This is a genomic window from Hahella sp. HNIBRBA332, from assembly GCF_030719035.1.
GTDB lineage: Bacteria > Pseudomonadota > Gammaproteobacteria > Pseudomonadales > Oleiphilaceae > Hahella.
In genome coordinates, this window is record NZ_CP132203.1 from 3059482 (window position 1) to 3077709 (window position 18228).

The following is an 18228-nucleotide window of genomic DNA, read 5'->3' on the forward strand; positions in this document are numbered from 1 at the left end:
CGCCTATTGGATACGCCGCTCAAGGTCGGCGATCCACATCGCCACTTGCTCGTCGGGAGCGGATCGAAGTTCCTGGCAGCGCTGGTAATGCTCCAGCGCCCGCACGTAATCACCCAGATACATGTCGTAAAGTATAGCTATATTACGATGATAAACCGGCTCATTCGGCTCCGCCTTCAGCGCTCTTTCATAAAACGCCAAGGCATTCTCAAAATCACCCTCCTCCCGCGCTAAAACTGCCAACTGATTCAAAGCTCTGGCGTCTTTGGGGTTTACATCCAGCGCCTGAGCGTACCATGTCCTGGCGGAAGGCAGATCGCCCTGCTTTTCCGCGATGACTCCCAGATTGAAATAAGGCGCGCTAAGGCTGGGTTTATCAGCGATCACTTGCTTGAATAAATTCTCCGCCAGGGCGACCTGATTATTGTTTAAAGCTGTCAGCGCCTGATCGTACTTCATCTGAGTTTGCTCTCCGGCCAGAGCGGTATCAGCGGCAGCATTCTTGCGCGCCGGCGAACCGGCGCAGCCAACCAGCAACAGGGCCGCCGTTAACGCCAGACCTATGACGCCAAGTTCATTGCAACGTTTGCGCGACATCCACCTTTACCTCCTGCTTGTCATATCTGGCGGGCATAATTTCACGCAACGCCAGATAACTTTTTTTGACCCACTCGTCGTAAACCCCTTGGCGAGTACGGCTTGCATTGAGCTCAAGAAACTCAATGGCTTTTTCTTCGAAGGGAAACGCCTGTTCCTCCAACAGCAGACCGTATTGCTCCCGCTCCAGATCACTCAGGTTACCAGGGCGATTGGACTCAATGATGTCTTTAGCCAATTGCCGATAGACCTCCCCCATCATGTAGGTCGCCGCAGTAGCGTATTCGCTCACGCCATAACCATTGATGCGATTGAGCCGCTGCATGACTTTCTTCAGCGCAGCTTGCTTGGCCGCCAACGACTTGTTTAGCGGCAAGGTCAGGCGTACGTCGTCAAACGCCGCCTTTTCCTTCTGCGCCAGCGTCCAGCTGGCCTCCGCCGCCAGAGAGCGACTCGCAGGAGTCCGATCTGCGCCGCCGTTCTCTTCAAAATGAATCAACTTCTCCCGCCATTGGTCCGCTTGTTGCGGCTGAGCGCTCTTGGCGTAGTAATCAATTAGCGCGCCCCTGACCTGGATGGCGGTCTCGAACGGCGCCGGATATTCGTTTGCATATTGCAGGTACACATTGGCCGCTTGCTGTTCCCGGCCGGCGTTTGCCATCAATTCCGCCGCCTGCAACAGCGCCTTGCGCTTACGTTCAGCGTCTTTTTCACCCGCAGCGATGCGCAGCAACTCATCGGCAGCGGATTCTGGGCGCTGATGTTGTTGATAGGCGTAGACCAGTTTCTCGCCAATGCCCGCTGTCAGCTTGTGATCGGGATAACGCTTACGGAAGTCATTCAGCAGATCAATCGCTTCTTTCCAGCGCCCAAGATCGATTGCGCGCATGCCTGCGTCATATTGAGCGCTGATGCGCACCTGGGATTCCGGCGCTTCGTCAATGACTCGCTTATATTCAGTAAAGGCCGCCGCCACCTCTCCACGCGCCTCCGCCTGTTCGCCCTGGCTGTAAATACTGGCGGCGAAATTCTCCATCAGCACGTCATAATCCTGCGCTTTGCGGGAGCGTAACGACAGCGCCTGACGATAGGCGTGCTCAGAGTCCTGATATTGACTCAACGCAAAAGCGGAATGACCGGCAATAGTCCATGCTGCGTTACGGGTCGCTTTATCTTCCGTAAAGGAAGCAGTCTGGGTGGCGGCATCCAGCGCTGCGCCATACTGCTCCATGGCGTAGAGTTCATTCGCCGCAAATAACAGGCTCTCCGTCGCTCGCGAGTCCCGGGGGAAGGTTTTCGCAAACCGCAGCAGCGCATCCACGCGGCGGCTTCGCAACGTAGAGTCATCCTGATTGGCGTCCACTGCTTTGCTCAGAGCGTTGACGCCAGCATAGGCGGCCTCATGACGCTGAGGAAAGTCAGGATAGAAATAGCCCGCCTTGTCATAAGCTCGCACCGCAAGCTCCCATTCCTCCAGCAAAAAGTACGCTTCCCCCTGCAAATAAAGCGCTTCAGCCGTTTTTCCTTCGGAGGGAAAGATCTCCTCCATGCCGTCAAAATACGCCACCGCATTCTGCAAATGCGTACGCCGCTCCACCCCGGCCGCTTTCAAGCCAAGAGCGTATTCTCTTCGTCCTAAATCATCCAAATATTGATAGAGAGAGGGGCGCAGGCGGGTTTTGGCGGTCTCTTGCTGGGATTTCCAATAGTTCGACGCCAGCCCCAGTTCTCGGGTGAAACGGGCTTTCTCCTCCCACGCCAAAGAAGGTAGCCCGCCCTGATCGTAGGCGGCGATTATGCGATCATGGAAGTCGCTGCGATCCGTGGCCGCCGGATAGGCGACGATATATGCCTGCGCGCTGGCGGCGGCGTCCTGATAGCGTTCGCGCTGCAAGTAATAGTCGTACAAGGCCGCATACAGTTTAGGAGCCAAGGGTCGATAGTCGCCCAATGCGATAGCCGCCTTCAGAGTTTCCGGCCCTTTACCGTAACTGGCCATGATACTGATGATGCGCAGGGCGTCTTCCCCCGCCTCTCGTACGCCGGGCTCCACCTGTCCCGTTGGAGCGGAGTTGAACTCCAAGTGGGACAACACCTGTAAAAAAGTCTGCAATGAAGCGCTGAAATTTTCCTGCTTAAACTGGGTCCACCCCAACATATAACGGGCTTTGGACGCCAGATCGCCATCGCCTCGGTCCGCCAGCACCCGGCTGTATGCCGATTGCGCTTTGACATATTCACCAGCGCTGTAGCGTAACTCGCCGACACGAAACCATGCTTCTGTCGCATAGCTTGAGCGCGGATACTGACCCACCAACCGCTCCAGACTGGTCAATGCTTTATCGGTGCGCCCCAGCATGCCGCAGGCGCGAGCCAACTGATAAAGAATACGATCGTTGTCTTTGTCCCCCGGCTGACGCTGCAACAGAGCTTCGTAGCTCTCTATCGCGATGCTCCATATTTCGTCGTCGATCAGCCCCTGGGGTTTGGCGTCGTAAAACAGTTCTTCCAGATTGATCAGTCGATGCAGCGCTTTGATGCGCACTTCCGGGTCAGAGGCCTCGCGGATCAGGCGACTGTATCGCAACGCCACTTCATTCAAAGGGGTTCGCGGCGCCACTCGATAGCTGAAGTCGATATAGGCGGGTTTCAGTTCGCCGATGGTCTTATCGGCTTCGTCTTTTTCCACGATGACGATCGGCGCCAGCGTGCCCGCCAACGCTTGCAGAGGGATCAACCCGAGAACGCTCACACTAAGGAGCAAGGCGGCCATTCTCATAACGCCCCCTCTCCGGCTGTCGCCGCATCTGGCGAAGCAGGCTGTTTTTTGCGCAGCTCGGCCACAGCCAGGTCGTCATACAAATTCACCAAGGCCAATTGGCTACGTACGTGATAGCCGTCTATTTCACGCCAGTGTCGCCGCAACAACTTGACTGCCAGTTGCGACAGCTTCTTGTCATAATCGTTGATTTTCCCCGCCAGTTCTCGCTGCATGGCGGAGAACTCTTTTTGCAGAGTCTCAACTTTGCGTAGTTGCGCCTTGTAGAGATCGCCGCCCTGGCGCAAGCCGCTCTGTACACTGACAAAATTATCCTTGAGCTGGGTCAACGCCTCATCCAGGTCCCGCAACGCCAGCAATTGCAGCGCCCGTTGTTCGTCGGAAGCGTGAGCGGCGGACTTGGCCAGCGTATTGCGCTCGGACACCAGTTGATTGAGTTGTTGCGGACGCATTTTCTCAAGCGCCCCGGCGGCGTCCCGTTTCGCCTCGCGCGCGCGGCGCTCCAAGGCGGCGGAGAAGATTTCCATCCGCTGCGCGCCATCCTGCAGCGACTGCAGTAAACCATGCATTTGCAGCAACTCCTTGGCGAACGGAAAGAAGTCCGGCTTATCCATCAAATAATGAACAAAGGCGATCTTAGGCGTATTAGTGAGCAAATCCGTGGCCAAATACCATTCCACCTCGCCATTTTGCAATGGCGCCTGCAGCAACAGATCCAATACGCCTTTGTCGTTGATTTCAGCCACCACTTCGTCAACCTGACGCTTTTCCTTCTCATACACGGCGATGGCTTCCAGATAGGCGTCGATCGCCGTGGCGCGTAATTTCTCCTGCTCATAGCCATAGGCGATAGCCTGAAAGGTTTCCGCAACGCCGGAAGACGTGAGGGCGAACTTTTTGGCCCGATGCCAGGACTGAATGGCGGTGCGATAGCGTCCCAATCCCGCGAACGCCATGCCGTAGTCATAGATCGCCGCCGGCGCTCCCGGGCCAGAGGCATGGACGTTTTTCAGGAACGACAGGGCTTTGTTGTAATCCTTGTCCAGCAGCGCGATATGTCCCGCCGCCAACAGGACGCGATCACTCAGCTCGCGCCCCTCATAACTGTCATCAGCCATGGCCGCAGCGACCCGTAATGCGACCAGGGCGCGCGAGGAATCCGGATCATCCGCGGCGTAATTCACCCCCAGGTTGTAATAGCCATGGGCGGCCCACAGACTGCCTTGAGAGGCATCTCCCAGGACCTTGGCCGCATCCTGGGGCCGCCGCAGTTGCAGATAGCTGTTGGCCATGTAGTAAAGGGCTTCATCTTTCCTCTCCCGAGGCATCCCCTTCATCGCTCCGATGAACAGATCCACCGCCTTTTCCCAATCACCGTCGCGATAGGCGAGACGGCCTTTGATCATCTGCGCCTGCTGTTTAACCTCCGACTCCCTGGCGGTGAACTGTAAATGCTCCAGCAGCGACTCCGCATTACGACGCAGCCCAAACTCCAGACCGGATTCGATGGCGAGTATATGGTTCAGGTTATGATATTGATTACCTACATGGTTGGAGCCAAGGTGCTCGTTCTCCAACAGCACCAGGGAGTGCAGAAAGTCATTTGTGTAGTAGTGGAACAGCGCTTCCCGGTGCAGCAATTCATCGGCGGTTTCTTGCGCCCGCACAGCGCCGGCGAGCATGCACAGGCAATGCAGAATCAACAGCAGGACGGGCATTCGATGCATGGTTGGCGTTACATCCCCTTTCATGGCGTTCGACCGTAATCAGCGGCGCTTAGCGCAGCTCTCTGATCAGAAAACGGGGCGCTCTGACGCCATCGCCCTGCACCCGCAATTCCAGGTATTTAGAGCCATTTTCTTTATTGAAAGACAGTGTCGCCGCTTTTCGCAGGTATTTGTCTCCGGCGCTGCGCCCATTGAAAACCGCCACCGCCTTGTGGGCGCCCGCAGGCAAATTCCCCATAAACAGGCGTTGCACGCCGCCTCGTTGCAATGCCTGCAATTCACGAGCGGAGTAAAGGTAAGTGGTTGCCTTGTCGCCATCCAGAGTCAGCTCGACGGAGTCCAATTCAAAACCGACATTTTCATCCACGGCCAGGAAAAACACTACTTGCGTGTCGATGGGATACAGGACTTCTTCCTGCAGTTTGTATAGCTCGCGATTGAGCTCGATGACGCGTTGCTTCAGAGCCTCCATATCCCGCTCGGTCGAATCGCCGGCGGCGCCATAAGCCTGGGAGGTGATGACGAAAGTCAGTATGTACAACGCTGTGATGATTATTCTTGGAATTGTTCGCAAAGCCTTCATCCTCAATACCCTTGTGAGAGCCGAACTCTCGGGTGAACGCAGAAAGAGACGAAAGCCATGGTAGCACCGGGTCGCCAGCGATAGTGTGAACTCGATTCACCAAACTACACAAATGTTTACAAAACGAGACATAGTTAGCGTTCGCCACTGACGCCTGATTCGCCGGCGCCGCGCAAAAGCATAAATAGTAGAAGTGAGACAATGAAGGCGCGCCGCCCAGCGACGGCGCGCAAAGAAAGGAAAAAGGTTTACTTGCTCAGGTACTTCATACCCTGCTCCAGCCCGTCGATGGTCAGCGGATACATATGCTGGTTGACCAACTGCCGGGTGATTTCCAACGAGCCGCCCATGCCCCAGTAGTCCTGGGGATAGGGATTCAGCCAGATCACCTTGTCGAACTTATCCGTCACCCGTTGCATCCAGACCGCCCCGGCTTCTTCATTCCAATGCTCAATACTGCCTCCCGGATGCGTGATCTCATAAGGCGCCATGCTGGCGTCGCCTACGAAAATCACCCGGTAATCCGATGCGTACTTATGCAGGATATCCCAGGTTGGGATGGTTTCGCTGACGCGGCGAATATTATTCTTCCACACGCCTTCGTAGATGAAATTGTGGAAGTAATAGTACTCCATGTGCTTGAACTCGCTGCGCGCGGCGGAGAACAACTCTTCACATACGCGAATATGCGGGTCCATAGAACCGCCGATGTCGAAAAACAGCAGCACTTTTACAGAGTTATGGCGCTCCGGCACCATCTTGATATCCAGGTATCCGGCGTTATTGGCGGTGCTGCGGATGGTATCCGGCATATCCAACTCTTCCGCCGCGCCCTGACGGGCGAATTTGCGAAGACGACGCAACGCCACCTTGATATTGCGGATGCCAAGAGTGATGGAATCGTCCAGATCCTTATACGTGCGCTGCTCCCAAACCTTCACCGCACGGCGGTTGCGGGAGCCGTTTTGCCCGATGCGGATACCTTCCGGGTTATAGCCGTTCGCCCCGAATGGCGACGTGCCGCCAGTCCCGATCCATTTATTGCCGCCCTGATGACGCTCTTTCTGCTCCTCAAGGCGCTTTTTAAACGCCTCAATCAACTCTTCCAAGCCTCCCAGGGATTCAATCTTGGCCTTTTCCTCATCGGTGAGCTGTTTTTCAAATTCCGCCCGTAGCCAATCCTCGGGGATCAGCGCCTCCAACACAGCATTCAGATCTTCCAGCCCTTTGAAGTAGACGCCGAAAGCCTGGTCAAACTTGTCGTAGTGCTTCTCATCCTTCACCAGACAGGCGCGGCTCAGGTAATAAAAGTCGTCCATATCCGCAAACGCCAGCCCCTGTTGCAGAGCCTCCAGCAGGTCGAGCAGCTCCCGTAAGGACGCCGGCACCTTGTTCTTGCGCAGCGTCAGGAAGAAATCAATCAACATATAAGTGTCCTCCTTTGCTCACAGACGCAGTATTGCGTCCGCTCATTGCTGCGATCAGCCTTTTCTGCGCGTCATGAACGCCAGTTTCTGCAATAGGTGGACATCCTGCTCGTTCTTCACCAGAGCGCCGTACAGGGGAGGTATGGCCTGACTGGGATCGTGGTTGCGCAACACGTCCTCGGGAAGATTGTCCGCCATTAGCAGCTTGAGCCAGTCGATCAACTCCGATGTCGACGGCTTTTTCTTCAATCCAGGCACTTTGCGCACATCGAAAAAAACATCCAGTGCATCCTTCACTAGCGAGCGCTGGATGCCTGGGTAGTGGACGTCGATGATCGACTCCATGGTGTCTTTGTCGGGAAAGTTGATGTAGTGGAAGAAGCAGCGTCGCAGGAAAGCGTCAGGCAACTCTTTCTCGTTATTGCTGGTGATGATGACAATAGGACGGGTGGTCGCGCGGATTCGCTCCTGGGTCTCGTAAACGTAGAACTCCATTTTATCCAGCTCCAACAACAGGTCGTTGGGGAACTCAATGTCCGCTTTATCAATCTCATCAATCAACAGCACCGCCTGCTGTTCGGATTCAAACGCCTCCCACAGCTTGCCTTTTTTTATGTAATTGCGAATGTCGTGAACGCGGTCGTCTCCCAGCTGGGAGTCGCGCAGGCGCGAAACCGCGTCATATTCGTAAAGTCCTTGCTGGGCCTTGGTGGTGGACTTGATGTGCCACTGAATCAAAGGCGCGCCCAGGGCCTCCGCCAGCTCTTCCGCCAGCATGGTCTTGCCCGTACCCGGTTCGCCTTTGATGAGAAGCGGTCGCTGTAATCGAATGGCGGCGTTGACCGCCAATTGCAGGTCGTCAGTGGCGACATAGTTCTTGGTGCCGGAAAACTTCATGTGTAAAACCTTGTATGTTGTGTGAATGCGTCATTATTAGAGGAGTTATAAGCGGATATATTACCCGAAAACATTCAAATATTTCATGCCAGCCGCTAAGCTATCCCTCACGCTCGTATTGTTGTGGCCGGGGAAATCTACTTAATCTGCAAGGAGATAAATAATGAACGTCTACGAAGACAACTCCATGTCCATCGGCAACACGCCGTTGGTGAAGCTGAATCGCGTCACCAAAGGCAACGTGTTCGCCAAAATTGAAGGCCGTAACCCGGCCTACTCCGTAAAATGCCGTATCGGCGCAAACATGGTATGGGATGCGGAGAAATCCGGTCGCCTCAAACCTGGCATGACCCTGGTTGAACCCACCAGCGGCAACACCGGTATCGCTCTCGCCTTCGTCGCCGCCGCACGGGGATATAAACTGATTCTGACCATGCCCGCCACCATGAGCCTGGAGCGTCGCAAGGCGATGAAAGCGCTGGGCGCGGAGATTGTACTGACCGAAGGGCCCAAGGGTATGAAAGGCGCCATTGAGAAAGCGTCGGAAATCGTTTCTCAGGACCCGCAACAACACTTGATGCTGCAACAGTTCGATAACCCCGCCAACCCGGAAATCCATGAAAAGACCACCGGCCCTGAAATCTGGCGGGACCTGGAAGGCGCAATCGATGTCCTGGTCGCTGGCGTCGGCACCGGCGGCACCATTACCGGCGTCTCTCGCTACATCAAAAACACCATGGGCAAAAACATTACATCCGTGGCCGTCGAGCCCACCGCCTCTCCTGTGATCACTCAAACCATCAAAGGCCAGGAATTGCAGCCCGCCCCTCACAAAATTCAGGGTATCGGCGCAGGTTTCGTACCGCAAAACCTGGATCTGGACATGGTGGATCTGGTTGAGCAAGTCACCAACGAAGAGGCTATCGAAATGGCTCACCGCCTGATGCGGGAAGAAGGCATCCTCTGCGGCATCTCCTGCGGCGCAGCGGCGGCTGTTGCAGTCCGTTTGGCGGAGCGTGACGAATTCAAGGACAAGAATATCGTGGTTATCCTACCGGACAGCGCGGAGCGCTATCTGTCCACCGCCTTGTTCGACAACTTTTTTACTGAAGCGGAAAACGTGCAGTAGTTAGAAATTAGAGTTTAGAAGTTAGAAGTTAGAAGTTAGACAACGCCGGCCCTCGCGCCGGCGTTTCAGCTTTTGCTGGCGGGATTCACCTTCAGTGAGACACCGCGTCTAGGTTTCAGCAAGCTTAACCGCCCCTTCTTCATACCATCTGGCGGCGACTTCGCCATCTCTAAAAGCGATTAACTCCCCAGGGCGCATTTGTCGCCATTCTTCATCGACGGTCAACGGCTCCGTGACGATCATGGTGACTTTGTCGGTGGGATTGGTGTGCTCTTCGAAGTTCACCCGGATCTCACCATCTTCCAAAGAGGCGCAGCCAAAGGGCGCCTGACGAGTGATCCAGTACAATTTGGTGGAGCAGTACGCGAACAAATACTCCGAGTTGGTGAAAAGCATGTTGAACACGCCTCTCGACGTCAGCTCCAGACAATTCTCATACAGCCTTCCCCCTAAGCACTCCAGACTGGCGAAGTCATTACAACCGCTGGCGACATCCTCCAGCAACCAGCAAAACGCGTGCTCGCTGTCGGTTTCTCCCACCGGACGAAAACGCCCCAGAGGCAGGTCCTGGTAGGATTTCAGTTGGCCATTATGCGCGAAACACCAATAGTAACCGCCCAGTTCGCGAATGAAGGGATGGGTGTTTTCCAGACTGATGTCGCCGACGTTGGCTTGTCGGATGTGGCTGATGACCGTGCGGCTTTTAATGGGATACTGGCTGATAAACCGAGCGATTTCCGAGGTGGCGCTGGGATTGGGATCACGGAACTCACGCAGCCCCTTACCTTCATAAAAGGCGATGCCCCAGCCGTCTTTATGCGGCCCGGTCTGACCACCGCGAAACATCAGACCGGTCCAGGAAAAACAAATATCCGTCGGCGCATTCGCGCTCATTCCAAGAAGTTGGCACATGATCAGAAGTTAACTACTTTTTGTCTTCGTCTTCCGATCCGGCGGGGAGGTCATCGGTATCGGATATATCAAAATCTTCCAGGTTAAACTCATCATCCATGTCTCTGGCTTTCTCGTTGGAAGCCAGAATCTCGTCCGCCAGCGCTTCCGCGTCCGTATCTTCAGCGTCCGTATCTTCAGCGTCGGGTGAACTCATGGGCGGCTCATCTTCCTCCTCTTTTTTCGGTTCCGGTTCCGCTTCCTCCTCCATGCCGAATTCCATATCGTCCGCCTCATTCATCATAGAGGGTTCTTCTGCGACATCAATAGGCTGTTCCAGCTGCTCTATCTCATCTTCCAGATCATGACCGGATTCTTCCAGGGAGGGAACTTCATCAGAGTTATCCAGCCTGGAGGTCTCCACGGGCTCACGAACTTCCTTTTCGATGCGGCGTTTGCGGTATATCCAATAACTGGCCCCCGCCGCCAGCAACAGTATGGTGGCGCTGCTGGCTGCGATGATAATCCACAACATGGCGTTGGAGCTTCCCTCCTCCGTCGCGGCGTCCTGCTGCTCCGTCGCTGCTTGATCCTGCATTTCCGGCGTAATGGGCGGCGCGATGGCATCTTCTTCAGGCTGCTTCGATGGCTCTGGCGCCTTGACGGCTTCCTGCACCAGGGTTTCATTCATTTGTTCCACGCTGCTGTCGTTCACCAGTGAACGGTATTCGTTCGGCGACGCCTCCTGGCGTGGGAACTCGGCCATGACGCTGTCAGGCTCGAAACGGAAGGCGGAGCCGGAATGGGTTTCCCCCTCCACTCTCAACATGACTTCATACACGCCATCGCCCCGGGTAGCGTCGACTTCCAACTCCCAGCGCCCTGTTTCCTGGGTAAACGGAATGGATTTAATCAGGTTGCCGCCATCCGGTCCTTTGATCTTGGCGATAATAGAGGTCTTCGCTTCACTGATATTTGGACTAAGGGGACTGATGACAATTTTGTAGCGGGTATCCGCCCCAGCGCCGGTGGCTTCAAGATCCACCGCCATTGGCGCGTTCAATGTGATCAGCTGCCGCGACTGCCGCTTGAACGTGCGGCCGTCGGCCTGCACCAGCACTTCGTACTTGCCGATCTGTTTGAGCTTGGTAATGCTTTCACGAAATACGCCGTCGGATGGAGGTGAGCCTTCTTTGGAAATCCGCTTGGTGCCGGATTTGTTGTCCTCTGTCCGAATGGTGACGTCCACCGCTACAAGGTCCAGAAAAGTCCGGTTTTGCACCAATGTCCCGTCTTCAAAAAAGCCGATCTTGAGTTCCAGATGATCTCCCGCGTAGAAGTTCGCAGGCAGTGGGTCCACCACCATTTTCAGATTGCTTACGACCGTCACCCGGCTGCCAGACGCCAGCTCGGCATCCAGCTTCCACTCTCCTTCCAAAGGTCTTTGCACGGTAATCAGATCATAGCCCGCCGCCTTGAACCACTTAACGTAGTCGGGACGATCTTGTTCGGTGAAACGCTTGCCGGTGGGCTCTACAATGGCGGTTTCCACATTTTCGCTGGCGCGAAACACCAGAGCGGTAAACTCTTCAATGCTTGAGTCCACATCAAACGCATTGTCTTCCAGAGGCACCTCTTCAGCCGGCGCCGCACGCTCGAAGGCTTGCAGAAAGACACGACTCAATTGATCGGAAGTTTCCGCAATGGCGTTAATGCCATTACTGCCAATGGAAAGTCGTTGCAGCAACATCTGATCCGCATTCTTGGATAGCGCAATGGTGTGAATCTTGGCGCCGAAGCTGGCAATTCTTTTCAGCACCTGAGTCAGGACGCGGTCACGCTCAGCTACATTCTCTCCCGGCTTTTGTGAGATATCCACCACGCCGTCGGTGAGCAGAATGAAATGCGTGTTGCTGTAATCCTTACCTTCAACAAAGTCCTCGGAGGCTTTCTCCAGCGCCGCGCCGATATTGGTGTATAGCGCCGTCGAGCTGATTTCCTTGGCCTTATCCTTGGCCAGGCGACGCCAATTGGGGTCGACGACCTGATGAGGCGCCAGCACATTAACATACTCACCGAATGTCCATACCCCCGCTGAATCGCCCGCTGGCAACAGCTCCGTCACCAGATTAAGGGCCGGCCGCCGCAGATTTTTCGGGTCATTCTTCTTCATACTGCCGGAAATATCGATGAGCACGCGTACGTCCGCAGGCGGAGGCAACTCCATCTGCGCGGAGGCGACTCGCCACAGCATCAAACTACAACACAGGCAAACGAGAATCTGGCGGAAAAGCAATGTCATATTCGAGCGTATTCCAAGTTGGCGCAGGCGAATGTAGCCGCTCAGCAGCCGTCTCCGCTGGAAATATCGACCGCTGGCGGGCGCAGCGCGGCCGAGCCCGCGGCCATCCTTACTTCAAGTTATAGCAGGTTTTGTTGCAACAACAATAAAATACGCAGGAATTGCTTAAAAAAGCGAAGGGACTTAATTGATTTTTAAGTAATTATGTACGTCGTCCAGGCTTAGCAGGCGCTGGTTTGGAGGTGACGAAGAGCTTGCCAAGCACCACTTGCAACGCGAACAGCAGACCGATAACGCACCAGGCCGCCAACATCAGCAGGCCCGCCTGCAAGGCGGCGCTGTCATCATGCTGGAGCCAGTTGTATGCGGCGACGATATGGGCGGGCGCCCACAGGCCTTCTTTAGGGACGGACATTGCAGGAGTAAACAACACCACCGCCAGCAAGCTGCGCAGGAATAGTTGCACGGGACGAGGACCACAACGGTTGAACAACGGCATCATTAATGCGTACAAAGCCAGCGCCGCTACGAGATAAGCAACCCAACCGGCGATATAACCAAAATCTGTCAGCATAATTTTCTACTTTTCAATAACTGTTGCTTCAAGCGTTCAAATCATATCGATAAGAATCAGTTCTTCCCAATCGTCCGGGTCGATGTCGTCTTCGCTTATCGTTCTGTGTCGCACGGACTGCCCCGCCGCCTCCACAGAGCGCGAATCCCCACTGATCAAAGGGTGCCAGGCTGGTAACGTCTGATTTTCAAAACGAAGACGATATGCGCAGGTCTTTGGCAGCCAGTCACTGATTTCGGGAAGATTTTCCGGTGAGATAACCAGACAATCCGGGTTCTTCGATGCGCGCGCAGTATAGCAATTACACTGCACCCTTTCAGCATCCAGATAACGGCAGGCTACGGCGGTGAAGTAAAGCCCGTCGCTTTCCTCATCCTGCAACTTGTGCAGGCAGCACTTGCCGCAGCCGTCGCACAGCGACTCCCATTGCACGTGGCTCAGCCCATCCAGTGGCTGCTCCCACCAGCGCGACTCAGTCATCCTGATCTTTGCGTCCCACCGCAGGACGTTGTTCGCGCGCGCGCACCACATCCATCATGTAATCGTCCTGGACAGACGGCATCTGCAGATAGAAACCTTTTTCGTCAATGGCGCTCATCACTTCCGTCGCGTCCGCCCTGGCCAATGGCTTTTCTTTCGTCAGCAACAGATCAAAAACATGCTGCGGTTTGCCAAAAAGTTGCAGTAACGCTTCCGGCAATGCGCCAACGCCCTGCTTTTTATCCACATAGACATACATTTCCTCTTTCTTGGAACTTCTGAAAATGGAAATCAGTCTGCGATCCGGAGTCATAACCTGTTTTTCCTCAATACCTAACTTCACTCTTTACGAGAATAACCGGGGCCTTACGACGATTGCTGGGGCGGGACGGAGTTGTCGTTCTGCAACCAGCGTTCAAGCGGCGCTGCGCAGATACGGCCGCGCCAGCCCTGTAGCAACTGCGGTTGCGTCCCCACTCCACCCTGGATATGCCAATAAACAAACTCTTCCAGCAATCCCCGGCTGGCGAGCAGGCCCACGTTGATGCGGTGTTCTCGCGCCAGCTTTTGCGTCAGTTTTTTTACTTTCTTTACTAAGTCCTGATATTCCCGCGGAATCGGCGGACGTATCATTTCAAATCCGGCCTCAGGCTCATCGCCTTCGGACTGCATATGCTCACGCACCATTCCCACCAGTTCCGTCCCATACCGGCGTAGCCCGGCGCCCTGAATAGAGGTGATCTCCGTGAGCTGCCCCAAGGTGCGAGGCCGACGTTGAGCGATGGCGATCAACTCGTCGTCAGGGCAGATCTTCTTGCGTGGGATATCCCTCCCTCTCGCCTCCTGCTCGCGCCATGCCGCCAGTTTCGCCAGCAACTGCTGCGCGCCTTTGCGCAAACGCCATCCGCCACGCAACTTCAAATAGTAGCGCCCTACGTCCTGAACCCCGGCGGCGGCCAAACGCATGGCCTCGCCTTCTTCCAACGCAATTTCGTACTTGCCGGACTGGCGCAATCCTTCTTCCAGCTTCTGATAGAGCGGCCACAACACCACTACATCTTCCTGGGCGTATTGAATCTGCTTGTCTGTGAGCGGCCGTTGCGTCCAGTCTGAGCGCGTCGCTTGCTTCTCCAGCTCAATCCCCAGGTTTTGTCGCACCAGCGACTGCAGGCCTTCATTCAGCTCACCATCCAGAAGCGCATTGGCGACCTGAGTGTCGATCATGCCGTAGGGCTGCGACAAGCCAACGCAGTTAAACAACTCCAGATCCTCGCTGCAGGCATGCACCACCTTAAGTATGTCGCGGTTCTCGAACAGTCGACTGACTCCACTCCAATCGGTGATTTTCAGCATATCCACCAGATACACGCACTGGCGATCATAAAGCTGCAGTAGAGCCGGCGCAGGATAAAACGTGGTTCCACGGATAAATTCCGTATCCACCGCCAGCCAGTCGGTCTTTTCCAGGCGCTGCAGGGCATCCTGCAAGGCAGCCGGCGTGTCTATCCAGAGACTTTCATAATCCGGCGGATATATAGCGGAGAGGGGCGTATCGTTAGGCAAACGGTTTTCGACCTTGCAGTGCGTGACTTAACGTGCCGCTGTCGATCATGCCCAGTTCTCCTCCAAGGGGAATGCCATGGGCGATTCGGGACACAGGAATGTTCAAGTCTTTGGCGATATGGGCGATAAAATGCGCCGTCGCTTCACCTTCCACGGTGGGGTTGGTAGCCAGGATCAGCTCGCTGACGGCGCTTTCCTGCAGTAGCTGCTTGAGCTTATCAACGCCAATGTCTTCAGGACCTATGCCGTCTATCGGCGACAAGTGCCCCATCAGCACAAAGTAACGGCCGCTATAATCCGACGTCTGCTCAATCGCCAGCACGTCCGTCGGCGATTCCACCACACAGAGAACGCGATCATCCCGTTTCGGGCTTTCGCAAATCGAGCAAAGGTCCGCCTCGCAAAAATTCTGGCAGCGGGAGCAACGTTTCACCCTGGTGAGCGCATCGCTGATGGCAATGGCCAGATCCGCCGCTCTACCCTGATCTCTTTCCAGCAGATTAAGCGCCATGCGAGTGGCGGACTTCGCCCCCACGCCGGGAAGATATCGCAGACAACGGACCAACTGATCAATAGCGGGCGTCAGACTGGAAGACATATATGGATACTACTCCGTCATTAAAACGGCATTTTGAAATTAGGAGGAATGCCCAGACCTGCAGTCATGTTCGACATTTTATCCTGGTTGTTCTTTTCCACTTTACGCACGGCGTCATTCACCGCCGCCGCCAGCAGATCCTCCAGGATTTCCTTCTCTTCCTGCATCAAGCTGGCGTCGATCTCCACTTTTTTCACATCATGGCGGCCATTCATGACAATTTTGATCAACCCGCCGCCGGACTCTCCGCTCACTTCTGCATTAGCCAGCTCTTCCTGAGCTTTCTGCATTTGTTCCTGAATCTTTTGGGCCTGCTTCATCAAGTCGCCCATGTTACCTTTAATCATATGTCTACTCCTGAATAATAGGCTCAATACTGTTTTCGATGACCGCTGCGCCGAAGCGTCCCGCCATCATCTGAATATTGGGATCATTGCGAATGGCCGTTTCCGCCTGTTGTTGCAACTCAGCCCTGCGTCGCTCCGCATACTGCAGCGGCGTCAACCATTTCGATTCGCCGGCTGAGACTTCGATTTTAACCGCTTCGCCCAGGAATTCCGACACCGCCGCGCGCAAGCGCTCACGTTGAGCCTCATTAAAAAAGTCGAGATGTTCGCGATCAATCGTGAATATGACCAAGCCTGGCGTCACCGCCTCTAAAGCGCAACGTTGCGCCAGGGTGGCGGTCATTCCGCTGATGGCGAGGCGCCGGACCGCATCCTTCCACACCATTCCCTTCATGGTCGGTTCGCCCTCCAATGGCGGCGTCAAAGGACCAGCTGGAGGCTTCTTGACGCGGGTCGACGCCACAACGGGAGGGGCTGAATTCATTGGCTCAGCGCTCCCAGGACTTGCCTGCGGACCCGGGCCAGATTCAGTTACTGGCTTTGGGTGCGGAGCTACTGCCTCCCTTACCTGTTGTTCCTGGACTGGCGCAGTCGCCTGAAGACGCTCGCCATGCGGCTGTGGCTTTGTCGCTGGCGCGACATGATTTCCATCGTCGTGATAACCAGCGTCCGCCGGATAGTTAGAAAAGCCATAATCCGCATCGGAAGGCCCTGGATCATCGGCAAAGTACGCATCGTAATCATCAACTGGCGGCGGTTCTGCTTCAGAATGCTTGGAGGTCGACCGCTCCACGGGGTGGGCAGGCGTTACAGGTGAGGCGTCAATGACTGGCGCATCGCCCGGATTATGTGGTTCCGGCTGCTGCAGCTCTTGCTGAGGAAACGTCTGTCGGGGCGGTTCTTGCGGCGATGGCGCAACGGGCTCTTCTGGAGTCTGCTGTTGCGGCTCCGGTTGCGGAGCCACAGCTTCTTTCGCCGGCTCTGGCGTGGCCTCTACCGCTGGTTGCGCTGCCGCCACCGATTCAGTCTGGGATGGCCCCGGTTGAGCGCTTTCCTTATCGTCGTCAGCCGAGGCTGTCGCCGAAACAGCAGAAGGCGCTTGAATCTGTCTGGCTGATTTGATGTTGGGACGGAAGGCGATCATTCGTAACAGAGCCATCTCAAACCCGGTACGCGGGTCGGGCGCTAAGGCCAGATCTTTACGCCCCATTAATGCAATCTGATAGTAAAGCTGGGTGTCTTCCGCCGTCAGCGTTTGCGCCAACTCAGTGACCTGTTGTTGATCGCCAAAACTGTTGTCGACGCCGCCGGGCACGGCCTGCTCCACCGCCACGCGGTGTAGCAACTCAGCCAGCGCCTGTAGCACATAAGCGTAATCCGGCGCGAACTGGGCCATATGATTCACTTGCGCCAGCATCGCAGCGCAATCCTGAGCGGCGATTGTACGCAGCAGGTCAATGACCACATGCTTCTCAATGGTCCCCAGCATTTCAATGACATCTTTCGCCGCCAACTTACCATCGCCGAAAGCAATGGCTTGGTCGGTAAGGCTCATGGCGTCCCGCATGCTGCCTTCCGCGGCGCGCGCCAGTTCCCACAGCGCCGCCTCTTCCGCAGGCACATTCTCCGCCTGCAACACATGGGCTAAATGGGTGACAATACGTTGTGGCGACAGATTCTTGAGGTTGAACTGCAAACAGCGCGATAGAATCGTGACCGGCAGTTTCTGCGGGTCTGTTGTGGCCAGCAGAAATTTGACGTGAGGCGGCGGCTCCTCCAGGGTCTTCAACAGTGCGTTGAAGCTGGAGTTGGAGAGCATGTGCACTTCGTCAATGAGATAGATTTTATAACGGCTGCGGGTGGGCGCGTACTGCACATTGTCGAGCAGCTCGCGCATATCCTCGACTTTGGTGCGGGACGCGGCGTCGATTTCGATCAGATCGACGAATCTGCCTTCGGCGATTTCGCGGCACACACCGCACTCTCCGCAAGGAATGGCGCTAACGCCTTGTTCGCAATTGAGGCATTTGGCGAAGATTCTCGCCACGGTGGTTTTACCCACGCCGCGAGTGCCGGTAAACAGATACGCATGGTGCAGACGGTCCTGATTCAGGGCGTTGGTCAGCGCTTTGAGTACATGCTCCTGCCCCGCCATTTCCGCGAAATTGCCGGGACGCCATTTTCTGGCTAGAACCTGATATGCCATGCCACTCCTATCGATTCATAGCGATTACGATATTGCTTCAACTTGCTCACCCGGCCCGCCATAGCCTGTAAGGCGCTCTCTTTGGAAGAACTAAAATTCAAACGCATACATTAGCATGCAAGGGGTTT

16 protein-coding genes are annotated in these 18228 nt (G+C 55.4%); 1 reads left to right on the top strand and 15 read right to left on the bottom strand.

Annotated features, from left to right (window positions below; translation table 11 throughout):
- Positions 1 to 3: 3 nt before the first annotated feature.
- From O5O45_RS13535 to O5O45_RS13560, 6 genes are all read right to left on the bottom strand, one after another.
- On the bottom strand, positions 4 to 597 hold the full coding sequence (locus O5O45_RS13535; protein ID WP_305905744.1) for a tetratricopeptide repeat protein: 594 nt from the start codon (positions 595 to 597) through the stop codon (positions 4 to 6).
- Positions 575 to 3376 (bottom strand): tetratricopeptide repeat protein, encoded by a 2802-nt coding sequence (locus O5O45_RS13540; protein ID WP_305905745.1) that lies wholly within the window; start codon positions 3374 to 3376, stop codon positions 575 to 577. Before O5O45_RS13540 ends, O5O45_RS13535 begins: the two co-directional genes overlap by 23 nt.
- On the bottom strand, positions 3373 to 5127 hold the full coding sequence (locus tag O5O45_RS13545; protein ID WP_305905746.1) for a tetratricopeptide repeat protein: 1755 nt from the start codon (positions 5125 to 5127) through the stop codon (positions 3373 to 3375). Before O5O45_RS13545 ends, O5O45_RS13540 begins: the two co-directional genes overlap by 4 nt.
- Before the next feature lie 25 nt (positions 5128 to 5152).
- Positions 5153 to 5686: a hypothetical protein gene (locus tag O5O45_RS13550; RefSeq protein ID WP_305905747.1), complete on the bottom strand. Its 534-nt coding sequence runs from the start codon at positions 5684 to 5686 to the stop codon at positions 5153 to 5155.
- A gap of 248 nt (positions 5687 to 5934) precedes the next feature.
- Positions 5935 to 7113 (bottom strand): vWA domain-containing protein, encoded by a 1179-nt coding sequence (locus O5O45_RS13555; RefSeq protein ID WP_305905748.1) that lies wholly within the window; start codon positions 7111 to 7113, stop codon positions 5935 to 5937.
- Positions 7114 to 7167: 54 nt separating this feature from the next.
- A complete protein-coding gene (locus O5O45_RS13560; protein WP_305905749.1) occupies positions 7168 to 8010 on the bottom strand; it encodes an AAA family ATPase in 843 nt (280 codons plus the stop codon).
- Positions 8011 to 8173: 163 nt separating this feature from the next.
- On the opposite strand from O5O45_RS13560, the gene cysK reads away from it, so the two are divergent.
- Complete coding sequence (gene cysK / locus O5O45_RS13565; protein WP_305905750.1) at positions 8174 to 9139, top strand: cysteine synthase A; 966 nt, start codon at positions 8174 to 8176, stop codon at positions 9137 to 9139.
- Positions 9140 to 9247: 108 nt separating this feature from the next.
- Here cysK and O5O45_RS13570 read toward each other — a convergent pair whose 3' ends face one another.
- The 9 genes from O5O45_RS13570 to dnaX form a co-directional block, all read right to left on the bottom strand.
- Entirely contained in the window at positions 9248 to 10051 is an 804-nt protein-coding gene (locus O5O45_RS13570) for a class II glutamine amidotransferase (protein ID WP_305905751.1), read from the bottom strand.
- A gap of 13 nt (positions 10052 to 10064) precedes the next feature.
- Positions 10065 to 12332, bottom strand: a complete 2268-nt coding sequence (locus tag O5O45_RS13575; protein ID WP_305905752.1) for a vWA domain-containing protein — start codon at positions 12330 to 12332, stop codon at positions 10065 to 10067.
- A gap of 202 nt (positions 12333 to 12534) precedes the next feature.
- Entirely contained in the window at positions 12535 to 12906 is a 372-nt protein-coding gene (locus O5O45_RS13580) for a hypothetical protein (RefSeq protein WP_305905753.1), read from the bottom strand.
- Between the two features lie 36 nt (positions 12907 to 12942).
- The gene (locus O5O45_RS13585) at positions 12943 to 13386 is read right to left on the bottom strand and encodes a YcgN family cysteine cluster protein (RefSeq protein WP_305905754.1); all 444 of its coding nucleotides are present in this window, start codon (positions 13384 to 13386) and stop codon (positions 12943 to 12945) included.
- Positions 13379 to 13699 (bottom strand): YcgL domain-containing protein, encoded by a 321-nt coding sequence (locus O5O45_RS13590; RefSeq protein WP_305905755.1) that lies wholly within the window; start codon positions 13697 to 13699, stop codon positions 13379 to 13381. The genes O5O45_RS13585 and O5O45_RS13590 overlap by 8 nt, the downstream gene beginning before the upstream one ends.
- Positions 13700 to 13752: 53 nt before the next feature.
- A complete protein-coding gene (gene rnd, locus O5O45_RS13595; protein ID WP_305905756.1) occupies positions 13753 to 14949 on the bottom strand; it encodes a ribonuclease D in 1197 nt (398 codons plus the stop codon).
- Positions 14942 to 15547, bottom strand: a complete 606-nt coding sequence (recR, locus tag O5O45_RS13600; RefSeq protein ID WP_127971648.1) for a recombination mediator RecR — start codon at positions 15545 to 15547, stop codon at positions 14942 to 14944. The genes rnd and recR overlap by 8 nt, the downstream gene beginning before the upstream one ends.
- A 20-nt stretch (positions 15548 to 15567) precedes the next feature.
- Positions 15568 to 15894 carry a YbaB/EbfC family nucleoid-associated protein gene (locus tag O5O45_RS13605; protein WP_011396473.1) on the bottom strand — a complete coding sequence of 109 codons (327 nt, stop codon included), beginning with the start codon at positions 15892 to 15894 and terminating at the stop codon, positions 15568 to 15570.
- Positions 15895 to 15898: 4 nt separating this feature from the next.
- Positions 15899 to 18100 carry a DNA polymerase III subunit gamma/tau gene (dnaX, locus tag O5O45_RS13610; RefSeq protein WP_305905757.1) on the bottom strand — a complete coding sequence of 734 codons (2202 nt, stop codon included), beginning with the start codon at positions 18098 to 18100 and terminating at the stop codon, positions 15899 to 15901.
- Between the last annotated feature and the right edge of the window lie 128 nt (positions 18101 to 18228).

Coding starts and splice junctions, on each gene's coding strand:
- O5O45_RS13555 (WP_305905748.1), bottom strand. CDS start 7,113: ATGTTGATTGATTTCTTCCTGACGCTGCGCAAGAACAAGGTGCCGGCG.
- dnaX (WP_305905757.1), bottom strand. CDS start 18,100: ATGGCATATCAGGTTCTAGCCAGAAAATGGCGTCCCGGCAATTTCGCG.
- O5O45_RS13560 (WP_305905749.1), bottom strand. CDS start 8,010: ATGAAGTTTTCCGGCACCAAGAACTATGTCGCCACTGACGACCTGCAA.
- O5O45_RS13580 (WP_305905753.1), bottom strand. CDS start 12,906: ATGCTGACAGATTTTGGTTATATCGCCGGTTGGGTTGCTTATCTCGTA.
- O5O45_RS13590 (WP_305905755.1), bottom strand. CDS start 13,699: ATGACTCCGGATCGCAGACTGATTTCCATTTTCAGAAGTTCCAAGAAA.
- cysK (WP_305905750.1), top strand. CDS start 8,174: ATGAACGTCTACGAAGACAACTCCATGTCCATCGGCAACACGCCGTTG.
- O5O45_RS13570 (WP_305905751.1), bottom strand. CDS start 10,051: ATGTGCCAACTTCTTGGAATGAGCGCGAATGCGCCGACGGATATTTGT.
- O5O45_RS13535 (WP_305905744.1), bottom strand. CDS start 597: ATGTCGCGCAAACGTTGCAATGAACTTGGCGTCATAGGTCTGGCGTTA.
- O5O45_RS13550 (WP_305905747.1), bottom strand. CDS start 5,686: ATGAAGGCTTTGCGAACAATTCCAAGAATAATCATCACAGCGTTGTAC.
- O5O45_RS13605 (WP_011396473.1), bottom strand. CDS start 15,894: ATGATTAAAGGTAACATGGGCGACTTGATGAAGCAGGCCCAAAAGATT.
- O5O45_RS13575 (WP_305905752.1), bottom strand. CDS start 12,332: ATGACATTGCTTTTCCGCCAGATTCTCGTTTGCCTGTGTTGTAGTTTG.
- O5O45_RS13545 (WP_305905746.1), bottom strand. CDS start 5,127: ATGAAAGGGGATGTAACGCCAACCATGCATCGAATGCCCGTCCTGCTG.
- recR (WP_127971648.1), bottom strand. CDS start 15,547: ATGTCTTCCAGTCTGACGCCCGCTATTGATCAGTTGGTCCGTTGTCTG.
- O5O45_RS13585 (WP_305905754.1), bottom strand. CDS start 13,386: ATGACTGAGTCGCGCTGGTGGGAGCAGCCACTGGATGGGCTGAGCCAC.
- O5O45_RS13540 (WP_305905745.1), bottom strand. CDS start 3,376: ATGAGAATGGCCGCCTTGCTCCTTAGTGTGAGCGTTCTCGGGTTGATC.